Below are 22,529 nucleotides of genomic sequence, written 5' to 3'. Positions count from 1 at the left end.
AGGGATTTGCACGAGCATGAAATTTCCCGCGTGTGGCGGGTTTGATATGGATCAAGATTTGGGATCGTCGTCCTTCCACGGCGCCGAAAGGTAGCGGGTGCGGTTGAATGTCTCCAGCCATTCCGGGCAGAACACCACCAGCGCACTGATGACCATGCCGTTGATGAATGCTTCGGGGAAGATGATCAGCCACACGTAGCCAATGAAGTCCTCCAGCCACTCTGGCATGGCAAAGAGGCCGTCATACCAGAGCAACGTCAGACTGAACAGCAGGCACATCAACGCCGACAACGCAGCCGCCAGAAACCCGGAACAGAAGATGTAAACAAATGGATTACGCGGCTGCGCACGCTCGACGAGGATCGCCACGCACTCAGTGACCAGCACGGGCAGCACTATGAACAATGCGCCGTTGACCCCAAGCGCTGCGAGGTCCTGACGTCCGAGCAGCACCAAGCCGACTTGCGCCACTAGCCCGCCGACAACCGCCAGCGGCCAGTCCAACAGCAACGTCACCGCTGTCATGCCGATGAAGTGATAAGACACTCCCGTGTCAAAATCCCTGCGCACCAGCCACAACAGAAACAGCGCGAACACGGTGCCGAACAGCAAATGCTGACGGCGGCGATCGCTGAACAATTCGACCCAAGGTGCGCGAAAGATCGCCCAGAGCAGCACCGGCGAATAAATCAGCCAGCCCAGTACCAGGCTTCCAGTGGACAGCACCTCGGCGCCGATCATGGCCGCGCGTTCTCCAGTGCCTCACGCAGTCCGGCGGCGTCGGCATATTCATGCTGTTCAAGCAATCGGCCATCCTTGAGTTGCAGCCACAACACCTGACCTTCTGCGCCGGGGTAGCGTGACGTGACGCGACCCTCGCGATCGAGCATGACCCGATAGCTGTAGTCACGCATGGCGGGCACAGCGAACATCCTGGCAATCAGCGTCGGCATACGCTGGATGTCGGCAACGAATACCGCGTGACGCGCCTCCAGATAGCCCTTGGGCTGATCCTTCAGCGCTTCCTTGATCAGTTTGGCGCCCTCCATGTCCCGGGCCACCAGCAGCGTCGTGGTTGTGTTGTCGAGCGTGTATGCCTGATCGTTCTGATCCAGCAACGTCCAGGGGGCGAGTTGCTCGCCGGTCTCAAGCGCATGAGCCAACAGCGGAACAAGAGCGAACAACAGTAACCAGCGTGATTTCACGTTCAATCCCCTCGGTTTACGTTCAATGGACGATTTCCGTCAGTCTACACCGCCCATCCAGACTGCCCACTGACGCACTTTGCCACGCAAGGCTTTCTGCTTGTCGCATTTGAACGCTAAGCTTGGGCCTATGGATGACTCAGATTATTTACGCCTGCTGACCATCGCGGCCGAGCAAGCCAACGCGTTCCTGTCCAATGCCCGCAAATGGGAGCGTGAGCGTTGGGTTTGCCAGCGCCTGCTGCAAGGCCTGAACATTCCCTACCGCGCCGACGAGTTCGCCCCGGCCGGCGAACCACCGGACGTGCTGTTTCGTGATGCCAATTTCGAGGTGTTCTTCGTTCTGGATGAAGGCCGGCGACTCAACGATGAATGGCGCGATGAATTGCAGCGTCGACGCAGTGCGTTCTCCCTCAGCCAACTGGTGCGCCGCGAGGCCAAGCCGCGACGAATTCCAGCCAATGAATTTCTGCTCAGACTGGCGCCGACCTTGCGCAAGAAAGCCCACAACTACAAGGAGCGCGGCATGGATCTGGGCGAACTGGACATCATCGCTTTCGCCAGCCTCAAGCGTGAGGTTCTGGACCTCAACAGCCACTTTCCGCCCCCCACCGAATATTTGCGCCAAGGCTGGCGCTCGTTGTCCCTCGTCGGCCCGACATTCGCCCGCGTGCTGTTCGCGCACCCCGATGCTCCGGATTTTCTGCGCAGCAACCTGGGCCGTAGCATCGTTTTCGACGTAGGAATCAGCCTGTGACGCCACTTCAACAATTGATCGCCGACGTACCGCAAACCGGCCGTGTGCGCTGGATCGGCGTGCGACCGGAATCCCGTGGGCCGATGATCGAACTCGATGCCGTGGAAGCGCGACTGGAGGCCGGACTGACTGGCGATCACGCTCGCCCCGGCATCCGCAACGCGCGGCAGGTGACGTTGATCCAGTGGGAGCACCTGGCGGTGATCAGTGCCTTGATGGGCCGCCCGGCGGAGCAACCGGTCAAGCCTGAAGATCTTCGGCGCAATCTCGTTATCAGCGGGATCAACCTGTTCAGCCTCAAGGGTCGGCGTTTTCGCATGGGTCAGGCGATTTTCGAAACCACTGGCTGGTGCCAGCCCTGCGCGCGCCTGCAGACCAACCTCGGCCCGGGCACCTTTCAAGCGGTGCGCGGGCATGGCGGAATCACCGCACGAGTGTTACAAAGCGGAATCATTCGCCTCGACGATGGCGTGTCCGTCGAACCGGTTCCGGACAGCGGCTATGCTGCGTTCAACCCCGGTTGAAAACCGCTGTAGCTTCTGCACATTCAGCAACGTCTATCTGACGAGGCCATTATGACCAGCCGCCTGAACCCCGAAGACCAGAAACATGTCGAAGAGTACCTGCAACTGTCCCAACACCGAGTCGAGCGCCGGCCTTTCCGGCCGTGGATGCTCCTGGTGCTGGTATTGGCAGTGACCATTGGTCTGGGCCTGCTGAGCCGATTTATCAGTTACCTGACGCTATGAGCTGCATCGCGCTCGCTCGGGTAACCGCACCGATTTCCTTTAAAAACCTTGCGAGTTATCCCCATGTCCCATCGTATTGTTATTGTCGGCGGCGGCGCCGGCGGTCTGGAGTTGGCTACCCGTCTGGGTAAGACGCTGGGCAAGCGCGGCACGGCCAGTGTGATGCTGGTCGACGCGAACCTGACGCACATCTGGAAACCGCTGTTGCACGAAGTGGCCGCCGGATCGCTGAACTCTTCCGAAGACGAACTCAACTATGTCGCCCAAGCCAAATGGAACCACTTCGAGTTCCAGTTGGGCCGCATGAGCGGGCTTGATCGCACACAGAAGAAAATCCAGCTGGCCGCGACCTACGACGAAAACGGCATCGAACTCGTGCCTGCGCGCGAAGTGCAGTACGACTCGCTGGTGATCAGCGTCGGCAGCACCACCAACGATTTCGGCACTGAGGGCGCAGCGCAGCACTGCCTGTTCCTCGACACCCGCAAACAAGCCGAGCGTTTCCACCAGCAACTGCTCAACCACTATTTGCGTGCGCACGCCGGGCAAACCGATGTGGTCGAGCAGATCAGCGTGGCGATCGTCGGCGCTGGCGCCACGGGCGTCGAACTGGCGGCAGAACTGCACAACGCCGCCCATGAACTGGCAGCCTACGGGCTGGACCGGATCAAACCGGAAAACATGCACATCACCCTGATCGAGGCTGGGCCACGGGTGTTGCCGGCCCTGCCGGAACGCATCAGCGGGCCAGTGCACAAGACCCTGGAGAAACTCGGGGTCAATGTGATGACCAACGCCGCAGTCAGCGAAGTGACGGCGGACAGCCTGATCACCGCCGACGGCAACGTGATCAACGCCAGCCTGAAAGTCTGGGCAGCCGGCATTCGTGCACCGGGCTTCCTCAAGGACATCGACGGCCTGGAAACCAATCGCATCAATCAACTGCAGGTGCTGCCAACCCTGCAGACCACCCGCGACGAGAACATCTTCGCCTTCGGTGACTGCGCCGCGTGCCCGCAACCGGGCTCCGACCGCAACGTACCGCCACGCGCGCAAGCCGCGCACCAACAAGCGTCGCTGCTGGCCAAATCGCTGAAACTGCGCATCGAAGGCAAGACCCTGCCGGAGTACAAATACACCGACTACGGCTCGCTGATCTCGCTGTCGCGTTTTTCGGCTGTGGGTAACTTGATGGGCAATCTGACCGGCAGCGTGATGCTCGAAGGCTGGCTGGCGCGGATGTTTTACGTGTCGCTGTATCGCATGCACCAGATGGCGCTGTACGGGCCGTTTCGCACGGCGATGCTGATGCTGGGCAGCAAGATTGGCCGCGGGACCGAGCCTCGCCTGAAACTGCATTGATATAAAAACCTGTGGGAGCGGGCATGCTCGCGAAGGCAGTGGATCAGTCGGCCAATGTGCTGGCTAATAGACCGCTTTCGCGAGCAAGCCCGCTCCCACGGGGTTTGTGTTGAGCGAAAGATGAGGTGCGTGACTGAGCTCACCACCGTTCTTTGCGCCGGCCAACTTACAACTGGAATCGCCGCACCATGCCCTGCAAGGCATTGGCCAGTTGCGACAACTCAAGACTGGCAGCGCTGGTCTGGTCGGCTCCGGCAGCGGAACGTACAGAAAGGTCGCGAATATTCACCAGGTTGCGATCCACCTCCCGCGCCACCTGAGCCTGTTCTTCGGCGGCACTGGCAATCACCAGGTTGCGCTCATGGATCTCATGCACCGAAGACGTGATGGTTTGTAGCGCCTCACCCGCACGCTCAGCCAATGTCAGCGTGGTCGTGGCTCTCGCGGCACTGGCCTGCATCGAATCGAGCGCCTGGCTCGAACCGTTGCGCATGCCTTGCACCATCTGCTCGATCTCTTGGGTCGATTGCTGCGTACGATAAGCCAGCGCTCGCACCTCATCGGCGACGACAGCAAAACCTCTACCGCTCTCGCCTGCCCGTGCCGCCTCAATGGCCGCATTGAGCGCCAGCAGGTTGGTCTGCTCGGCAATCGCCCGGATCACGTCCAGCACTTTGCCAATGTCCTGCGATTGGTTGGCCAATGACAACACCAGATCCCCCGTGTGTTGCACATCGCCGACCAGCGCATTGATGGCACTGGCAGTTTCACTGACCCGCTCTTGCCCCAGATGCGCCGATTCACTGGATTGCCGGGTGGCGTCAGACGTCGACACCGCGTTGCGTGCAACCTCTTCCACGGCCGTGGTCATCTCATTCACAGCCGTCGCTGCCTGCTCAATTTCGTTGTTTTGCTGTTGCAGGCCTTGTGTGCTGTCGAGCGTCACCGCACTGAGCTCGTCGGCAGCGGTCGCTAACTGCGTGGCCGAACCGCTGATCCCTTGCAGGGTTTCGCGCAGGTTCTGCTGCATGGTCGCCAACGCTTTGAGCAAGCGGCTGACTTCGTCGTTGCCGTGGGTCTCGATGGGGCGGGTCAGGTCCCCTTGCGCCACACTCTCCGCGGCGCTGACGGCGCTACTTAGCGGGCGCACGATGCTGCGGGTGAGCAACATCGCCAACGCAACGGTCGCCAGTGCCGCCAGAGCGATGAACACGCTAACGATCATTCGCGACGCTTCATAGTGCGCTGCAGAGTTCTGGCTTTCGACGGCAACTTGTTTGGCGAACAGATCCGCCAGGTCATTGAGTTGTTTGCCGGAGCCGTCGACCACGGTTTTCATATCGACCAGCAGCAGCTTGGTCAACTCGTCCCGCTTGCCCTGTTCTGCAAAGGTGAAGGATTGTGCAATGCCGGTACGGTAAGCCGCGAAGGTCTTTTTGAACTGCTCATAAATCTGCTGGCCTTCAGGGGTGGTGACCAGTTTGTCGTAGGCGGCGATTTTCTCGCTCAACTCTTTGTCACGGATGTCCATCTGGCCGCGGTAAGTGGCGATGTTCTTCGGATCCTGATCCAGCGCCATGCGCAAAGAAATGGTGCGAATACGCAACATCAGCTCGCGAATTTCGTCCCCGCCACGAATGCTCGGCAACCACTGATTTTCTACCGCAACCTCACTGTCGCGAATACTCGACATCTGTCCGAGCGCAAACACCCCAAGCAATGCCACCAGTACCGCGATCAGGGCAAAGCCCAATGCTGCTCGAGGAGCAATATTCAACTGACGAAGCAACATGACGAGCGCCCTTATTCTTGTAGTGGTCAGAATCAAGGGGCAAAGCAATGGCAGCCCCTCTTGTTAGCGGGCTATCGGCAAGTTGTACGATGACTTGAAGGGATTTGTCTTTCGTGAAGGCAAAAAAAATCCCCGTATCTTTCGATACGAGGATTTTTAATATGGTCGGGGTAAGGGGATTCGAACTCCTGACATCCTGCTCCCAAAGCAGGCGCGCTACCGGACTGCGCTATACCCCGGTAAAAAAAAGGCGATCCTTTCAAAGATCGCCTTCTTCGATCAGCGCTTTTGGCCTCTGATCTTAAGATTCGATCCCAGCGCTAACTGGTTTCAAAAATGGTGGGTCGTGTGGGATTCGAACCTACGACCAATTGGTTAAAAGCCAACTGCTCTACCAACTGAGCTAACGACCCAAAAATGGTCGGGGTAAGGGGATTCGAACTCCTGACATCCTGCTCCCAAAGCAGGCGCGCTACCGGACTGCGCTATACCCCGGTTTGAAATTGGCTCCGTGACCAGGACTCGAACCTGGGACCCAATGATTAACAGTCATTTGCTCTACCGACTGAGCTATCACGGAACTACATATTTCAATTTACAACGGTGAAACTTACAGCTCTTAGACCCTTGTTCGCATCGCTGCGTTCGTGTGTCTGAGGCGCGCTATTCTACAACCTAGATCACCTCTGTCAACCCCCTAAATCGCTTTCAAGTTAATGATTTGCAACTTATTTCAGATTTCTGCTCAGTGAGCTGAAACCTTGTGGGTGACTGACTGCGGGGCGCACTTTACAAGCCTTTTCCTTTGAGTTCAACAGCCTGGCGAAAAAAAGGCCTCGCAAAGCGAGGCCTTCCTTATTTCATTGACGCTGCGGCTCAGTTGAAAACGATTTCGTCGTCCGCAACGGTACCGGTTGCCGTGTCCCCCGGCATGAAATGCCCCGAGAGGATCAATTGTGCCAGCGGGTTTTCGATCCAGCGCTGGATCGCCCGTTTCAAAGGTCGCGCGCCGTAGACCGGGTCGTAACCGACGGCAATCAGCTTATCCATCGCTTGCGGACTCAGCTCCAGCTTCAATTCGCGCTCGGCCAGACGACTGCGCAGACGGCCCAACTGAATCTCGGTAATGCCCGCGATCTGATCCCGCGCCAAAGGCTCGAAGATCACCACTTCGTCAACCCGGTTGATGAACTCCGGACGGAAGTGACTGGTCAGCGCATCCATCACCGCCGCACGTTGCGCCTCACGATCACCGACCAGTTCCTGGATCTGCACTGACCCCAGGTTCGACGTCATGACGATCACGGTATTACGGAAGTCCACCGTACGACCGTGGCTGTCGGTCAGGCGACCATCCTCAAGCACTTGCAGGAGGATGTTGAACACATCCGGGTGCGCTTTCTCGACTTCGTCCAACAGGATCACCGAGTAAGGCTTGCGCCGTACCGCTTCGGTCAGATAACCGCCCTCTTCGTAACCGACGTATCCCGGTGGCGCACCGATCAATCGTGCCACGGAATGTTTCTCCATGAACTCGGACATGTCGATCCGCACCATCGCCTCTTCGGTATCAAAGAGGAATTCAGCCAGCGCCTTGCACAGCTCGGTTTTACCGACACCGGTCGGGCCGAGGAACATGAACGAGCCACTCGGGCGATTCGGATCCGACAACCCGGCGCGGGAACGCCGAACGGCATTGGCCACCGCCACGACCGCTTCGTCCTGGCCGATCACACGCTGGTGCAACAGGCTTTCCATCTTCATCAGCTTGTCGCGCTCGCCTTCGAGCATTTTCGACACGGGAATGCCGGTCCACTTCGACACGACTTCAGCGATTTCTTCCTCAGTCACCTTGCTGCGCAGCAACTGGTTTTCGCTCTTGCCGTGCTGATCGACCATTTGCAGGCTGCGCTCCAGATCCGGGATCACCCCGTACTGCAACTCGGCCATGCGGTTCAGGTCGCCTTTACGGCGCGCCGCTTCCAACTCCTGACGGGACTGTTCGATCTTCTGCTGAATCTGTGCAGAACCCTGTACCTCGGCTTTTTCCGAGTTCCAGATTTCTTCCAGATCCGAATACTCACGCTCGAGACGGACAATTTCCTCCTGAAGTTTTTCCAGGCGTTTCATCGCGGCTTCGTCGCTTTCTTTCTTCAGTGCCTGCGATTCCACCTTCAACTGAATCAGGCGGCGCTCCAGACGATCCAGCACTTCCGGCTTGGAGTCGATCTCCATACGGATACGGCTGGCGGCCTCGTCGATCAGGTCGATGGCCTTGTCCGGCAGTTGCCGATCAGTGATGTAGCGATGGCTCAGCTTGGCCGCTGCGATGATTGCACCGTCAGTGATCGCGACCTTGTGGTGAACCTCGTAACGCTCCTTGAGGCCACGCAGGATCGCGATGGTGTCTTCTTCGCTTGGCTCATCCACCAATACTTTCTGGAAGCGCCGTTCGAGGGCTGCGTCCTTCTCTATATATTGGCGGTACTCGTTGAGCGTGGTCGCGCCGACGCAGTGCAACTCGCCGCGAGCCAGCGCTGGCTTGAGCATGTTGCCAGCATCCATTGAGCCTTCGCCTTTACCGGCGCCGACCATGGTGTGCAGTTCGTCGATGAACAGAATGATCTGCCCTTCCTGCTTCGACAGCTCGTTAAGCAGCGATTTCAGGCGCTCTTCGAACTCACCGCGGTACTTGGCACCGGCAATCAATGCGCCCATATCCAGCGAGAGCAGACGCTTGCCCTTGAGGCCGTCCGGCACTTCGCCGTTGATGATGCGCTGGGCCAGGCCCTCGGCAATCGCGGTTTTACCCACACCGGGTTCACCGATCAGCACCGGGTTGTTCTTGGTACGGCGTTGCAGAACCTGAATGGTGCGACGAATTTCATCGTCACGACCGATCACCGGATCGAGCTTGCCTTCTTCGGCACGTTTGGTCAGGTCGACAGTGTATTTATCCAGCGCTTGACGCGACTCTTCATGGTTGGCGTCGTTGACCGCGTCGCCACCGCGCAGGTTGTTGATCGCGTTCTCCAGCGCTTTCTTGCTCACGCCTTGGCCAAGCAACAACTTGCCGAGTTTGCTGTTCTCATCCATCGAGGCGAGCAGCACCAGCTCGCTGGAGATGAACTGGTCGCCCTTCTGCTGAGCCAGACGGTCAGCCTGGTTGAGCAGACGCGCCAGGTCCTGCGACATGTTGACGTCGCCGGTGGGGTTCTGGATTTTCGGTAATTGGTCGAGCTCTTTGGTCAGCTCTTTACGCAAGCTATTGATGTCAAAGCCCACCTGCATCAGCAGAGGTTTGATCGAACCGCCCTGCTGCTCAAGCATGGCTTGCATCAAGTGCGCCGGCTCGATGGCCGGATGATCATGGCCGACAGCCAACGATTGGGCGTCGGACAAGGCCAACTGTAATTTGCTGGTTAAACGGTCTATACGCATGGGTCACCTTCCTTTTGAGCAGGCCGGACCTGAAAACCATCCTGAATGAAGAAACCTGCCAGATACCACTGTAGATGCGGTCGATTCTGCGAGATTCAAGCGGCGGAGAGTTGATGCAGGTCAGGCAAGTCTAGCGGGTGAGCCAAACCAGGGAGGCAAAGCGACCCGTGCGCGACGCACGGCGGTAAGAAAAGAAACGCGGATCGGTCACGGTGCAGAAATCGCCGCCGTAAACCGCAGTGACACCACGAACTGCAAGACGCAGGCGGGCCAGCTTATAGATGTCAGCCATGAACTTGCCCGCATTGTGGCTCGGGACAAAGGCTGTCGCCGCTTCGGGCAGTTGATCGATAAAGACCTCCCGCACTTCCGGGCCAACTTCAAACGCTTGCGGGCCGATGGCCGGACCGAGCCAGACCAGCACCTCTTGTGCCGGGACATCGAGCGTATCCAGCGTGGCTTCGAGCACACCGGCCGCCAGACCACGCCAACCGGCATGGGCCGCTGCAACGCGGGTGCCGGCGCGATCACAGAAAAGCGCCGGCAAACAATCGGCCGTCATTGCCGTGCAGGCAATACCGGGGGTTGCCGACCAACTGGCATCAGCCGTTGCAACCACGCCCGGATCAGCATGCGCCACGCAAATGCCGTGAACTTGCTGCAACCAGGCAGGCTTTATAGAGAAGTGATCAGTCAGACGCCGACGATTTTCGGCAACAGCCTCCGGGCGATCATCAACATGATCGCCCAGATTGAGGCTGTCGAACGGTGCCTCGCTGACACCACCCTCGCGGGTGGTGACACAGGCCCTGACGCTGGCCGGCGCAGGCCAGTCCGGCGTCAGCCAGTTCATCCGACGAAAGCCTCGCGATCCTGCTTGAGCAGGGTCAGCAACCAGACGAAGTCTTCCGGCAGCGGCGATTCCCAGCTCATGCGCTCACCGCTCGTCGGATGATCCAGTTCAAGGAAGCGCGCATGCAGGGCCTGACGCGGGAAGTGCTTGAGCGACTCGACCATGGTCGGGTTTGCGGCTGGCGGAATGCGGAAACGACCGCCGTACGCCGGGTCGCCGACCAACGGGAAGTTGATGTGCGACATGTGCACGCGGATCTGGTGGGTACGGCCGGTTTCCAGTTTCACCCGAACGTGGGTGTGGGAACGGAAACGCTCCAGCACGCGGTAGTGGCTGACGGCAGGCTTGCCGCCTTCCATCACCGCCATGCGCTGGCGCTGCTGGCCGTGACGGCCGATCGGGGCGTTGATCTTGCCACCGGCGGTCACCACGCCAATCACGATGCACTCGTAGATGCGGCTAACGCTGCGGCTCTGCAATTGTGCAACAAGCTTTGTCTGCGCCTGAATGGTCTTGGCCACCACCATCAAACCGGTGGTGTCCTTGTCCAGACGATGCACGATACCGGCGCGCGGGACATTGATGATGTCCGGCACGTGGTGCAGCAAAGCGTTGAGCAAAGTGCCGTCGGCGTGACCGGCAGCCGGGTGCACCACCAGGCCCGCAGGCTTGTTGATCACCAGAATGTCGTCGTCTTCATAGACGATGTCGAGTTCGATGTCCTGGGCGATCCACTCGCCCTGGGCTTCCTGCTCGGCAGTCAGCTCAAGGATGGCACCGCCATGCACGATGTCGCGAGGGCGGATGACCGCCCCGTCCACAGTCAGGCGACCTTCTTTGATCCAGGCGGATAGGCGCGAGCGTGAGTGCTCAGCGAAGAGTTGGGCGGCGACTTGATCGAGGCGTTGGCCGCCCAAATCGGACGGCACCTCTGCGCGAAGTTCAATTTTATCGGACATGCTCTGACTGGGCGTCGGCACAGCCTTTGGTTTCGGCTGCGCGCTTGTGGTTAAATACGGCGTCTTTTGCCCCGAGGCTTTTCAACGGGGCGCTCATCATAACAGGACGGCCCCGCCCAAGACAGCGGCCGTCATAGGGACGCAAGCCGCCATGCAAGTGAAACACCTGCTGCTGATCGCCATCCTCGCATTGACCGCTGCTTGCTCATCGAAGGAAGTCGTAGACGAAAACCTCAGCGAAGCCGAGCTGTATCAGCAGGCTCAGACTGACCTGGACAACAACAGCTACACCAGCGCCACAGCCAAGCTGAAGGCTCTGGAGTCGCGGTATCCGTTCGGTCGCTACGCCGATCAGGCACAGCTGGAGCTGATCTACGCCAACTATAAAAACGCCGAGCCGGAAGCTGCAAAGTCCGCTGCCGAGCGTTTCATTCGTTTGCATCCGCAGCACCCGAACGTGGATTACGCCTACTACCTGAAAGGTCTGACGTCTTTCGACCAGGACGTCGGCCTGCTGGCGCGCTTCCTGCCGCTGGACATGACCAAGCGTGACCCGGGCGCTGCCCGCGACTCCTACAACGAGTTCGCCCAGCTCACCAGCCGCTACCCGAACAGCCGCTACGCGCCGGACGCCAAGCAGCGCATGATTTACCTGCGCAACCTGCTGGCGGCCTACGAAATCCACGTCGCCGACTACTACCTGACCCGTCAGGCCTACGTTGCTGCGGCCAACCGTGGCCGTTATGTCGTGGAGAACTTCCAGGAAACCCCATCGGTCGGTGACGGCCTGGCGGTGATGACCGAAGCCTATCAGCGTCTGCACCTGGACGAACTGGCGGCCACCAGCCTGGAAACCCTGAAGCTCAACTACCCGAACCACCCGAGCCTGCAAGACGGTCAGTTCGTGCCATCGGTCGCCGAAGCCGACAACCGTTCGTTCCTGAGCAAGGCGACCCTCGGTCTGATCGAGTCGCGTCCACCGCTGCCGCCAGGCGAGACCCGCGCCAACCAGGACGTACAGAAGCAGTTCCTGGACGCCAAAGACGCGATCCCGAACGAGCTCAAGCCTAAAGACGAAAACGGCGACGTGATTGAAGAGCCGGAACCTGAGTCGAGCAACAGCGACCGTTCGTGGTTCAGCTACATGACTTTCGGCGTGTTCGACTGATCACACCGGATGGACAAAAAGGGAGATCTTCGGATCTCCCTTTTTCATTACCGCGCTTTAATAGGCTGTGCGCTTGTCAGGTCCTTGGCTAAACTGCCGGATCATCAGTCGGAAAGCCGCTCATCATGTTTCGTTTATTGTTCTGGATCGTCCTGATATTTGCTGCGGTATGGCTGTGGCGCAAATTCAAGGCATCCGCCTCGTCCACACAATCTCCACGCTCGCCTCGCGAACAGGATGCCGCACCAATGGTGCGTTGCGCCCATTGTGGCGTGCACCTGCCCCGCGACCGCGCGCTGAGCGTTCAACAACAGTGGTATTGCAGCCAGGCTCACCTTGAGCAAGGCCCAGGCCCCAGTGATCGCTGAGGCCGCCAACGCCAACAGCAAACAGGCTCAGCGTCTGCTGCGCCTCTATCATCTCTACCGTTTAAGTGTCGGCATCACGTTGGTGCTGTTGATCTCCAGCAACATGGACAACCGTCTGCTGACGTCGGCCAACGACGATCTGCTGCGCGGTGGCAGTTGGCTGTACCTGATCCTCAACATTCTGCTCGTGGTGTTTCTGGAAAACATCCGCCGCCCCGCGCAACTGTTCAGTCTCGCGCTGGTCGACGTATTACTGCTGTGCGGCCTGTTCTATGCAGCAGGTGGCGTTGCCAGCGCCCTGGGAAATTTGCTGATTGTCTCGGTGGCCATCAGCAATACCTTGCTACGACGACGCATCGGTCTGCTGATCGCCGCCATTGGGGCTCTCGGTATTGTCGGCCTGAGTTTTGTGCTGAATTTCAGCCATCCCCTGAGCGCCAACGAATACCTGCAGGCCGGCACTCTCGGCGCCCTGTGTTTTGCCGCGTCTCTGTTGGTGCAAGGACTGGCCCGGCGCTTGGAAGTCAGCGAAACACTGGCCGAACAGCGCGCCAGCGAAGTGGTAGGGCTGGAAGCCCTCAACGCGTTGATCCTGCAACGCATGCGCACCGGGATTCTGGTGCTCGACGAGCAACGGCGGGTACAACTGGCCAACCACAGCGCCCAGACGTTGCTCGCGCAAGCCCGTCTTCAAGGCCATTTGATCGACGACTACTCGCCGGCGCTGGTCGATCGCCTGCAACTGTGGATGAATAACCCGACCCTGCGCCCGCAGAGTCTGAAAATTCCCGGCAACGGTCTGGAGTTGCAACCGAACTTCATTGCACTCGAGCAAAGTCCGAACCAGCAAACCCTGGTGTTCCTCGAGGATCTGGCGCAGATCGCCCAACAGGCCCAGCAACTCAAACTCGCCGCCCTCGGGCGCTTGACTGCCGGCATCTCCCACGAGATTCGCAATCCGCTGGGCGCCATCAGTCATGCCGCGCAGCTATTGGGTGAATCCGAGGAACTCGACAGCGCGGATCGGCGTCTGACGCAGATTATTCAAGATCACTCCCAGCGCATGAACCGAGTCATCGAAAACGTCCTGCAACTGTCCCGCCGCCAGCAAAGCGCCCCCCAACGGCTGGAACTCAAGCCGTGGCTGGAAAACTTCGTCGCCGAAAGCCGCGAACAGGCCACCGAGCGCCAGCAGATTCATCTGCGAATCAACTCGGGTGACTTCACCACCCTGATGGACCCCAACCAACTCACGCAAATTCTCGACAATCTGTTACGCAACGGTTGGCGTCATAGCGCCTTGCTGCATGATCAGGCCGAGGTCTGGCTGGCACTGTTCATCGACGCCGATAGCCAGTTGGCGACACTCGAAGTGCAGGACAACGGCCCCGGCGTGCCGCCCGATGAACAGGCGCACCTGTTCGAACCCTTCTTCACCACCAGCAGCCAAGGCACCGGCCTTGGGCTTTATCTGTCCCGTGAGCTGTGCGAAAGCAACCAAGCGCGCCTAGACTTCAAACCACGCCAAGGCGGCGGCTGCTTTCGCATTACCTTTGCTCACGGACGGAAACAAAGTTGAACACGAGCCCACGGCAAAAAATCCTGATCGTCGACGACGAACCGGATATCCGCGAACTCCTGGAAATCACCTTGGGACGGATGAAACTCGACACCCTCAGCGCACGCAACTTCAGCGAAGCCCGGACGCTGTTACACAGCGAGTCGTTCGACCTGTGCCTGACCGACATGCGCTTGCCCGACGGTACGGGGCTGGAACTGGTGCAGCACATCCAGCAACGTTACCCGCAACTGCCGGTGGCGATGATTACCGCCTACGGCAGCCTGGAAACGGCGATCAACGCGCTCAAAGCCGGGGCGTTCGACTTTCTCACCAAACCTGTCGATCTCACTCGCCTGCGCGAACTGGTCGGCACGGCCCTGCGCATGCCTGCCTCTGGCGGACTCGGCACATCGATTGATCGACGCTTGCTGGGCGAATCGCCACCGATGCGCAACTTGCGCAAACAGATCGACAAACTCGCCCGCAGCCAGGCGCCGGTGTACATCAGTGGCGAGTCCGGTAGCGGCAAGGAATTGGTCGCAAGACTGATTCACGAACAAGGACCACGCGCCAGTCAGCCATTCGTGCCGGTGAACTGTGGGGCGATTCCTTCGGAGCTGATGGAAAGCGAATTCTTCGGTCATCGCAGAGGCAGCTTTACCGGCGCCGTCGAGGACAAACCCGGGTTGTTTCAAGCTGCGAATCGCGGCACGTTGTTCCTTGATGAAGTGGCGGACTTGCCTCTGTCGATGCAGGTAAAACTGCTGCGGGCGATTCAGGAAAAAGCCGTGCGCAGTGTTGGCGGCCAGCAGGAAAGCGTGGTCGACGTGCGGGTTCTTTGCGCCACACACAAAGATCTGGAGGCGCAGGTTACGGCCGAGCGTTTTCGTCAGGATCTCTATTACCGGCTAAACGTGATTGAACTGCGCGTACCGTCCCTGCGCGAACGACGCGATGACATTGAAGTGCTGGCCAGTCATATGCTCAAGCGCCTGGCCAGCGGCAGCGGCCAACCGGCGGCACGCTTGCACCCACAGGCCTTGGAAGCACTAAAAAGTTACCGGTTTCCGGGGAATGTCAGGGAACTGGAAAACGTCCTCGAACGCGCGCACACATTGTGCGAAAACCGAGTGATCGAGGTGGGGGACTTGCGACTGAGCGAAGGGAATTGCGCGGCCGAGAGCGGCCTTGCCGACCTCACGCAGATCGACAATCTTGAGGATTATCTGGAGAACGTCGAGCGCAAACTGATTTTGCAGGCGCTGGAGGAAACCCGCTGGAACCGCACGGCGGCGGCGCAGCGCTTGAGTCTGTCGTTTCGTTCGATGCGCTATCGCCTGAAGAAGCTCGGTCTGGATTGAGGCCCCTTCGCGAGCAGGCTCGCTTCCACAGGTTTAGAGGGTGTACATGAATAGTGTGGACAGCAAGCCCCCTGTGGGAGCGGGCTTGCTCGCGAAAGCGGTAACGCAAACGCCAACGAATACCTGACTAGATACGGCCTTCAGGTGCATACGGCGCCGGATCAATAATCGGCGTCCGTCCCAGCATTACATCGGCAAACAACTGGCACGACGCCGGTGCCAGCACCAGTCCGTTGCGGTAATGACCGCAGTTGAGCCACAACCGATCAAACCCCGGCACCCGGCCAATATAGGGAATACCTTCCGGCGATCCCGGACGCAACCCTGCCCAATGCCCGACCACTTCGGCATCCGCCAGCGCCGGCAACAACTCAACCGCCGAAGCCTTGAGGCTTTCGAGCGCCACGTCGGTCGGTGTCTTGTCGTAGCCCTCGTGCTCCAGCGTACTGCCGATCAGGATATGCCCGTCGCGGCGCGGAATCGCATAGCGCCCTTTGGCCAGCACCATGCTTGGCAGAAAATCCGCTGCGCACTTGTACAGAATCATCTGGCCTTTGACCGGCTCGACCGGCAGCGTCAGGTCCAGCGTCTTGAGCAAATCACCGCTCCATGCGCCCGCCGTCAGAACCACTTGATCGCCCGCGATCAGCCCATTGGATGTCTCGACACCCACGACGCGCTCACCCTCGCGAACAAATCCGCTGACTTCACATTGTTCGTGAATGGTCACGTTTGGCAGCGCCAGCAGCGCCGCTTTCAGCGACTTGACCAGCCGTGGGTTCCTGACATTGGCTACATCAGCCATGTAGATCGCCCGTGAGAAACCTTCACCGAGCACCGGCACCGCTTCGTGGGCAGCCGAGATATCCACAGCCTGCAGCGGACGGTTTTCCCGTTTGGCCCACGCCAGCGCTTCGGCCTCGTCATCGAGATCCAGCCAGTACAAGCCCGTGGTATGCACCTGGGGATCAACCCCGGTATCGGCAAACAAGCGCTCGCCCAGCTGTGGATAAAAATCCTGCGACCAATGCGCCAGCGCGGTAACGGCCGGGCTGTAGCGCCACGGATACAGCGGAGAAACAATGCCGCCGCCAGCCCAGGACGATTCCTGGCCGACGTTCGAGCGATCCAGCAGCACCACGCTGCGCACTTCGGAGGCGAGATTGTAGGCGGTTAGCAGGCCAATTACCCCGCCACCAACAATCACCACTTGCTGTTGCCTGGTCATGTTTGATCCAACCGTAAAAAAGACAGTGGGCGCAAAAGGCACCCTGAGAAAAGCGCTTCAGCGGCCCCAGCAATCCTTGGTGGTCAGCCCGGTAGTCGCGTTGTTCATGCTTCTGACACCGGTGTTGGTGAGGGTGAAGTCCCCGCACTTGTCGGTGGCCATGGCCGTGCCCGTTTTACGGGTGGCGGTCAGCAGGAAGGTCTGGTCAGCAATGGTCGGCGTGACGGTGTAGAAATCGTTGCCTGTGCTGAGCCCGGTAATGCCGGTGTAGACATTGTTCTTGGTGTAGAAACGCTCGAGGGTCTGCGCCTGCTCCGACAACAGCGATACCACCTCGGCACGGCGGCCCTTTTTAACGTACTCGGTGAGGCTTGGATAGCCGATGGTGATGACGATCCCGATGATCGCAATCACGATCATGATTTCGATCAGGGTAAAACCTCGGTTGAATCTGCGCATGCCTCAAACTCTCACTTACTGTATTTGTCGCCACATGATACGACGGCTGCCGCCGCCGGATTTTTCCACCAGGGTAGTCACGCCACCACTGGAGTCACTCACGATCTTGCGCGTTGCACCGTTGACGATGGCATTCAGGGTCGGGATACCGCCGGTAAACACAACGCCACTGGAAATCGTGTCGTTGCTGTCGACCACACCATCGGCGTTGGTATCGAGTACCGCGTAGTTAAGCATCTTACCGCTGAACGCATCGAGTTCGACCAGTTTGCCAGTGCCGAAACTGGCACAGGGATCGGAGGTATCGACGCTCGCCGTGGTGAAGATGATCCGACCGAGCACCAGGCTGGCCTGATTGATCACCCGCTCACCGGTCAGCGCGTTGTTATACACCAATGGCAGATACCAGCCCTTCTCCCCCGGATAAGTCGTGTCGTTCTGGGTGGTGGTAATGAATTGCCCGGAACTGCCGGAGAATACGCCCGTGACGGCCTGCGCCCGCAAACTGCTGACAGTGAGTTGCCCCGAGCCACCATCGGCATCCCACACCGAGTAGAACGCCTGCAAATCCTTGTTGGTCTTATCTGCCGTTTCGTTGAATTTACCGGTACCGACGAAAATCTGTTTGCCGCCCAGCGCGTTGTCTGCCAGCAACGGTTGCGCGGTAATCGGCTGAGTCGATCCACCTGCCGTGGTGAACAACGGTTTGCCGGAAAATGCTACACCCCAACTGCTGGTCGACGTCGCGCTCAAATCGAACTTCCACAATCGCCCTTTCAAGTCGCCGCCATAGGCAGCCTGTACCACATTGGACGAGTTGACCTTGAGTTTCACCGAGGACAGACCGTTAGTGGTTTCTGTACTGTCGATCACGATTTTCCTGATCAACGATCCATCACGTACATCCAGTACATACAAGGCGGCCACCCCGGAGTTGCTGCCATAACCGTTGGCAATGAACGCCGCCCAGCGCCCATCGGCCAAGCGTGCCACTTCCGGTCGGGCATAGGCGTAACCCAGATCATTAAAAGCGTTGGCGGTGCTGGCGGTGGCCGGTGCGCTGACTTCCCACAGAGCGCGTAAAACGTTGCCCGCAGACGCGTCAAACAGTTGCAGCGCATAGAACGTCTTGCCACCGGCACCGGTGCCACCGATGGCCAGGGTTTTCCAGGCGCTGTTGAGTTGGGCGTCATACACGCCGACCTGACCGTCGACCAGAAACTTGTGGCTGACACCGTTGATGTACGTCGGATCGGCAATAAAGCGCAGCGACGGCAACACACTGGACGGCATGTAGGCGTAGCGCCGAGTGCCGTTGGCCGAGTTGATGACGTTGACGAAACCGTCGTTGGCATTCACCACAAGGCTGGCGTTCATGTTCGCCGCTTTGGTGGTCAGGTAGGCGCTGTAAGTGGTGTCGCCGGACAGGTCTGAGGCGGTTTTATCTGTTGGCGACGCCAGCACCAGTGGCGAGTTGATGATGTCGCCCAACAACACACTGCGAACCTTGAACCCGGCCTTGTTGGTCCCTTTGCTCCATTCCACCAGATCGTTACCCGTCATGCCGGTGGGCAGGCCCTGACTGAGTGTCGTCTGTTGTGTGGCGGAAAAGTTACCGTAGGACAGCGTTACAGCGGCATTGCTGGATGTGTTCCAGGATTGGTAGATCGGCGCCGTAGCCCCCGGCACGATGGTCGTGTCAGTGGTCCAGAGTGTCGCCGACGTGTTCACCGCCCCGGCCGCTGTGAAGCCAAAGGACTTGATCGTGCCGCGCCAGTCCTTGGGGTCGTAGCTGGTCTGGAAATAGCTGGTGCCGCTGGCGAGTGTAGTGCCGCTGGTGACACCGCTGCCGCCGGAGCCGGCCTTGGACGTAATATCGCTGAGCGCCGACGACAATGCCGCGTTCAGCCCAGTGCTGTCGGTCGCTTGATAGTACTTGCCCTGTCCGTAACTGGCCGCATCGGAGAGCATCTCGTTGTCAGCGGTGAACCCCACGGTGTAGGTGTTCATGTTCTGTTTGGGAAAATCCACTGCATTCCAGCTCTTGCCCGCCGCGTCCGTACCGGTTGAACGCATGTCGATGTCAAAAGCGAATTTGGCGATGTCATCCAGATAGAGTGTGTCGCCCTCATCGTCGCCATTGAGGTTATTGCCGTCATTGTTGACGCCATCCCAGTTCGGTAAACGGCTGCCGCCTAACGGATCGTTGGTCGGGAAGGTACGGTCGAATGTCGGCAACCCGTCAGTGATCACCACACCGTAATTTTTCTGGCAGCGATAGTGGATCGGGCTGGTGTAGGTGCTCGGCGAATTGTTGTAGTACGGCGTCATACCGCGCATGTAGCGGGTGACTTCGTAATAGGTTTCCGCCAGCGGCGTGTTCGCCACAGCGCTCAGTCCGTTGATCGAGGAGATCAGAGCGTTGTAGTTGCTGTCGGCCTGGGCCTGGGTAACGCTGCCGGTCACCGGTGACAGATCGCTGATGGTGCGGGCGATGTAACCGCCATTGCCTGAGTTGTTGCTGGTGACCGGGTTGAACGTCGACAGGCCAATGCGCAGTGTACGATTGCTGGTCACCAGAGCTGTCGATACGTTGCGCGCGACGTTGATCCGGTAGTCGTTGGGAATCGCTCCGGTGGTGAAGTCACGGTTACTGCCGCTGGCCAGGCCGACCACGTAGGAAATGTAGTCTGCTGAGTATCGCGTGTTGCCACCACCCACCGGATCCGGCAATTTCAGGCAAAGCGGCGTCAGACTGTTGTTGTAAAACGCATACGCTCCGCCGGAGCACCCGGATGTCGACAGGCTCGACAAAAATACTGTGTTACCGCTGATCTCCGTCGAACTGAAGCACAACCCGAAAAAACCGTTGCACTGTCGTGCCGGTGTGCGGTCAACGGCAGGATCGAATCCCGGCGCATAAATGATGCTGTTCATGCTTCCCGAGTCGTCGATAAGCAGCATCACATTCGGCGCTACTGCTGCAGCGCTCAACAGCGGCGAGTCGGATGGTGTGAACGCATAGACCGGTGTTGCCAAATAGAAACCCAGCAGCATGCCGAACAGCAGCGATGCGCAGCGCTTAATACTTCGCATAGACACTCTCCACCACACTGCGCGAAGTGCCGGCAATGCCGACCGCGGTCACCCGATAAAGCGTTGCCGAGGTGTTGCTCGGCACGTTGACGGCGGTCAGCGTCGTGCCGATGTTCTGCACGCCATAGAAGCCGTTACCGGCGGTGATCCAGGTCACGCCCGATGTCGAATTGAACCCGGCCGCACTGACCACCGATGACTCTGCCGGCGGCGCACATTGTGTCGTGCCGCTGCACACTGCCAGCGTATAGGTATCGAGTTGCACCGCACTCTCACCCACCCGCAACGCGGCTTCAGCGGTCTGGAACGATTGATTGCGCAGGCTCACACTGCCCGCCATTTTTTCCTGAAGGGTGGCGCTTTGCATCGACGAAAGGCCGATCATCGTCAGCAACAACAGAAACACCAGGCTGACCAGCAGCACCATGCCGCGTTGCGCCTGACGTTGATGGAAAGAAATCCTCACAGGAGCAGCCCTCACTGCAAGCGGTTGCGGACAGCCGCAACCACGTTGAAGGTTTGATCGGCCACCCGTTTGCTCGGGTCGTTGAGGGTCAGGCTCAAGCGCACGCTGCGGATCCGTGCTGGATCACCGGGGTTGGTACTGTAAGTCGAAGCCGCCACATCGGTGGCTGAACTGGCCAGACCGAAAGTCACGTTGAAAGCGCTGACGTTATTCACCAACACTTGCTGAGCAGGTGTGCCGCTGCCGGTGCCCATCAGAATCTGATTGTTGCTGAAACTGTAGAGCAGACGGCGAATCGGGAAAGCGATCTGCCCGGTCGCCGGGCTTCGCAAACCGGTGTAAGCCGTTGCGCTGTTGCGGCAATCGGAGAGCACTGTCCAGGTCGGTGTGCCGCCGCTGCCGCCGATGTCGGCCGTGACCAGCGTCAGTTTCAGGTTCGCGTTGTCCCAACTGATCGGCGTGATCTGCGCCGCACTGAAATCCCCTGACGTGCTGGCGTCGGTGATCGTGCCAAGGCAGCCAAACATCCCGACCATACGGATTTCCTGAATCATTTTGCTCAACACGAAACGCGCATCTTCCTGCATGGCAGCGGCACTGTTCTGGCTGACGTAGGTATTCTTCGCGGCAATGAAAGTCTGAACCACGCCCAACACCACAATCAGCCCCAGTGCCAGGGCGACCAGCATCTCGATCAGGCCAAAACCGCGGTTGTGACGCTTCATGGCGTGGCCACCGGATCGACCGCAGCGCGACTGGTCAGCACGAAACTGCGTTGAGCGCTGGCCGTGTTGGCTGCCCGCGCGTCACTCCAGGTGATGGTGATGGTGTAAACCCGCTGGTTGAGCGTGATGCTGCCGGTCGCCGTCGGCCCGCCGAAACCGACGATGTTGGTGGTGAAATCGTAGAGATCCTGATCGCGGGCGACGCTGAGGTTGCCCGACGTCGGTGGCGTGACGGTGTAGTCGGCGCCGGAATTGGCGCGGATACGGTCCATCATGTCGTAGGCAATGAAACTGGCCTGACTGGTCATGCGCGAGCTGTCGGTGTACTTCAGGGCATTGAGTTGCACGGCCGCCGCCCCCAACAGCCCGACCGTAAGAATCAACAACGCGACCAGCACTTCGATCAGCGTCATGCCTTCCTGTGCGTTTTTACTCCCTGCCCTCATCCGCAACTTCCACCCAATTGAATTCGTCCGTTCAAACACACATTCAGCGTCCTGCTTTGCGTTCCCAAGGTGTAACTGAAGACCACCGCCGTCGATGGCGCGGCCAGACCGCCGAGATTGTTGAAGTCCAGTGCGGTCACCCCAGAGGTTAGCGCCAGAGTTGCGCCGCTGCTCATGGCTGGAACAACCCGCAACACATTGGCCGAAGTGCCAGTACTGTCGTAGACCGACAGTTCGCCGGTCCAGGCATTGCCCCCGGCCGTCGGCCGCAGCCGCGTCGTCACGCCCCGATCAATCGCTTCCAGTCGTGCGAAATTGATCGCTCGTTGCAGGTCGCCCATTTCGGTATCGGCCCTGCTGCCCTGTATCGAACGGGTAAACGCAGGCACCGCCAAAGTGATCAGGGTTACGAATATCGCGACCGCAACCAGCAACTCGATCAGCGTGAAACCTTTTGTACGAAGATCCATCGTTGCCCTCCGTTGCCGTCAGCTATACCTGCTTCTACACGCTAGAACATTCAACCGACCTGT

At 59.1% G+C, this 22,529-nt stretch carries 21 protein-coding genes, 4 tRNA genes and 1 pseudogene; 8 read left to right on the top strand and 18 right to left on the bottom strand.

The window, feature by feature from the left end; all coding sequences use genetic code 11:
- Window positions 1-51: 51 nt before the first annotated feature.
- Window positions 52-741 carry an energy-coupling factor ABC transporter permease gene (locus tag AACY18_RS23815; RefSeq protein ID WP_339466282.1) on the bottom strand — a complete coding sequence of 230 codons (690 nt, stop codon included), beginning with the start codon at window positions 739-741 and terminating at the stop codon, window positions 52-54.
- Window positions 738-1,205 (bottom strand): FAD/FMN-containing dehydrogenase, encoded by a 468-nt coding sequence (locus tag AACY18_RS23810; protein WP_339466280.1) that lies wholly within the window; start codon window positions 1,203-1,205, stop codon window positions 738-740. The genes AACY18_RS23815 and AACY18_RS23810 overlap by 4 nt, the downstream gene beginning before the upstream one ends.
- A gap of 130 nt (window positions 1,206-1,335) precedes the next feature.
- Between AACY18_RS23810 and AACY18_RS23805 the strand changes: the two genes are divergently transcribed.
- From AACY18_RS23805 to AACY18_RS23790, 4 genes are all read left to right on the top strand, one after another.
- On the top strand, window positions 1,336-1,962 hold the full coding sequence (locus AACY18_RS23805; RefSeq protein WP_003228301.1) for a DUF1780 domain-containing protein: 627 nt from the start codon (window positions 1,336-1,338) through the stop codon (window positions 1,960-1,962).
- A complete protein-coding gene (locus tag AACY18_RS23800; protein ID WP_339466279.1) occupies window positions 1,959-2,486 on the top strand; it encodes an MOSC domain-containing protein in 528 nt (175 codons plus the stop codon). The genes AACY18_RS23805 and AACY18_RS23800 overlap by 4 nt, the downstream gene beginning before the upstream one ends.
- Before the next feature lie 51 nt (window positions 2,487-2,537).
- Window positions 2,538-2,711, top strand: a complete 174-nt coding sequence (locus AACY18_RS23795; protein ID WP_007909875.1) for a DUF3094 domain-containing protein — start codon at window positions 2,538-2,540, stop codon at window positions 2,709-2,711.
- Window positions 2,712-2,774: 63 nt separating this feature from the next.
- A complete protein-coding gene (locus AACY18_RS23790) occupies window positions 2,775-4,073 on the top strand; it encodes an NAD(P)/FAD-dependent oxidoreductase (protein ID WP_221733554.1) in 1,299 nt (432 codons plus the stop codon).
- A gap of 166 nt (window positions 4,074-4,239) precedes the next feature.
- Here AACY18_RS23790 and AACY18_RS28200 read toward each other — a convergent pair whose 3' ends face one another.
- The 9 genes and pseudogenes from AACY18_RS28200 to rluD form a co-directional block, all read right to left on the bottom strand.
- A complete protein-coding gene (locus tag AACY18_RS28200; protein WP_445261965.1) occupies window positions 4,240-5,103 on the bottom strand; it encodes a methyl-accepting chemotaxis protein in 864 nt (287 codons plus the stop codon).
- Window positions 5,095-5,865: pseudogene (locus tag AACY18_RS28195) on the bottom strand (MCP four helix bundle domain-containing protein); the annotation flags it as partial. The gene AACY18_RS28200 and the pseudogene AACY18_RS28195, both read right to left, overlap by 9 nt.
- A 162-nt stretch (window positions 5,866-6,027) precedes the next feature.
- A tRNA-Pro gene (locus AACY18_RS23780) sits at window positions 6,028-6,104 on the bottom strand.
- 98 nt (window positions 6,105-6,202) lie between these two features.
- Window positions 6,203-6,278, bottom strand: a tRNA-Lys gene (locus AACY18_RS23775).
- A 5-nt stretch (window positions 6,279-6,283) separates the two neighbouring features.
- Window positions 6,284-6,360, bottom strand: a tRNA-Pro gene (locus AACY18_RS23770).
- Window positions 6,361-6,369: 9 nt separating this feature from the next.
- Window positions 6,370-6,445, bottom strand: a tRNA-Asn gene (locus tag AACY18_RS23765).
- Window positions 6,446-6,741: 296 nt separating this feature from the next.
- The gene (gene clpB, locus AACY18_RS23760; protein WP_339432778.1) at window positions 6,742-9,306 is read right to left on the bottom strand and encodes an ATP-dependent chaperone ClpB; all 2,565 of its coding nucleotides are present in this window, start codon (window positions 9,304-9,306) and stop codon (window positions 6,742-6,744) included.
- A 130-nt stretch (window positions 9,307-9,436) separates the two neighbouring features.
- Window positions 9,437-10,159 carry a peptidoglycan editing factor PgeF gene (gene pgeF, locus AACY18_RS23755; protein WP_339432777.1) on the bottom strand — a complete coding sequence of 241 codons (723 nt, stop codon included), beginning with the start codon at window positions 10,157-10,159 and terminating at the stop codon, window positions 9,437-9,439.
- A complete protein-coding gene (gene rluD, locus AACY18_RS23750; protein ID WP_003228314.1) occupies window positions 10,156-11,118 on the bottom strand; it encodes a 23S rRNA pseudouridine(1911/1915/1917) synthase RluD in 963 nt (320 codons plus the stop codon). Before rluD ends, pgeF begins: the two co-directional genes overlap by 4 nt.
- Before the next feature lie 151 nt (window positions 11,119-11,269).
- Here rluD and AACY18_RS23745 point away from each other — a divergent pair, with 151 nt between their 5' ends.
- The 4 genes from AACY18_RS23745 (at window position 11,270) to AACY18_RS23730 (ending at window position 15,576) form a co-directional block, all read left to right on the top strand.
- Entirely contained in the window at window positions 11,270-12,286 is a 1,017-nt protein-coding gene (locus AACY18_RS23745) for an outer membrane protein assembly factor BamD (RefSeq protein WP_339466274.1), read from the top strand.
- Window positions 12,287-12,411: 125 nt separating this feature from the next.
- Window positions 12,412-12,654: a PP0621 family protein gene (locus AACY18_RS23740; protein WP_339432775.1), complete on the top strand. Its 243-nt coding sequence runs from the start codon at window positions 12,412-12,414 to the stop codon at window positions 12,652-12,654.
- Window positions 12,644-14,233, top strand: a complete 1,590-nt coding sequence (locus tag AACY18_RS23735; protein ID WP_339466289.1) for a sensor histidine kinase — start codon at window positions 12,644-12,646, stop codon at window positions 14,231-14,233. The genes AACY18_RS23740 and AACY18_RS23735 overlap by 11 nt, the downstream gene beginning before the upstream one ends.
- A complete protein-coding gene (locus AACY18_RS23730; protein ID WP_339466273.1) occupies window positions 14,230-15,576 on the top strand; it encodes a sigma-54-dependent transcriptional regulator in 1,347 nt (448 codons plus the stop codon). The genes AACY18_RS23735 and AACY18_RS23730 overlap by 4 nt, the downstream gene beginning before the upstream one ends.
- A 127-nt stretch (window positions 15,577-15,703) precedes the next feature.
- Here AACY18_RS23730 and thiO read toward each other — a convergent pair whose 3' ends face one another.
- Genes thiO through AACY18_RS23695 form a run of 7 tightly spaced genes read right to left on the bottom strand, consistent with a single transcriptional unit; the run spans window position 15,704 to window position 22,466 of the window.
- The gene (gene thiO, locus AACY18_RS23725; RefSeq protein ID WP_339432773.1) at window positions 15,704-16,804 is read right to left on the bottom strand and encodes a glycine oxidase ThiO; all 1,101 of its coding nucleotides are present in this window, start codon (window positions 16,802-16,804) and stop codon (window positions 15,704-15,706) included.
- Window positions 16,805-16,861: 57 nt separating this feature from the next.
- Complete coding sequence (locus AACY18_RS23720) at window positions 16,862-17,263, bottom strand: type IV pilin protein (protein WP_221730090.1); 402 nt, start codon at window positions 17,261-17,263, stop codon at window positions 16,862-16,864.
- Window positions 17,264-17,278: 15 nt separating this feature from the next.
- Window positions 17,279-20,359: a pilus assembly protein gene (locus AACY18_RS23715; RefSeq protein ID WP_339466272.1), complete on the bottom strand. Its 3,081-nt coding sequence runs from the start codon at window positions 20,357-20,359 to the stop codon at window positions 17,279-17,281.
- A complete protein-coding gene (locus tag AACY18_RS23710) occupies window positions 20,346-20,786 on the bottom strand; it encodes a pilus assembly PilX family protein (RefSeq protein WP_339432819.1) in 441 nt (146 codons plus the stop codon). Before AACY18_RS23710 ends, AACY18_RS23715 begins: the two co-directional genes overlap by 14 nt.
- 50 nt (window positions 20,787-20,836) lie before the next feature.
- Window positions 20,837-21,550 (bottom strand): PilW family protein, encoded by a 714-nt coding sequence (locus AACY18_RS23705; RefSeq protein WP_221730093.1) that lies wholly within the window; start codon window positions 21,548-21,550, stop codon window positions 20,837-20,839.
- Complete coding sequence (gene pilV / locus AACY18_RS23700; protein ID WP_339432771.1) at window positions 21,547-21,996, bottom strand: type IV pilus modification protein PilV; 450 nt, start codon at window positions 21,994-21,996, stop codon at window positions 21,547-21,549. Before pilV ends, AACY18_RS23705 begins: the two co-directional genes overlap by 4 nt.
- A complete protein-coding gene (locus AACY18_RS23695) occupies window positions 21,993-22,466 on the bottom strand; it encodes a GspH/FimT family pseudopilin (RefSeq protein WP_221730095.1) in 474 nt (157 codons plus the stop codon). Before AACY18_RS23695 ends, pilV begins: the two co-directional genes overlap by 4 nt.
- Between the last annotated feature and the right edge of the window lie 63 nt (window positions 22,467-22,529).

It is taken from the genome of Pseudomonas sp. EA_65y_Pfl2_P74 (assembly GCF_963970575.1).
Taxonomy (GTDB): domain Bacteria; phylum Pseudomonadota; class Gammaproteobacteria; order Pseudomonadales; family Pseudomonadaceae; genus Aquipseudomonas; species Aquipseudomonas baetica_A.
This window is presented reverse-complemented; position numbering and strand designations above follow the sequence as displayed.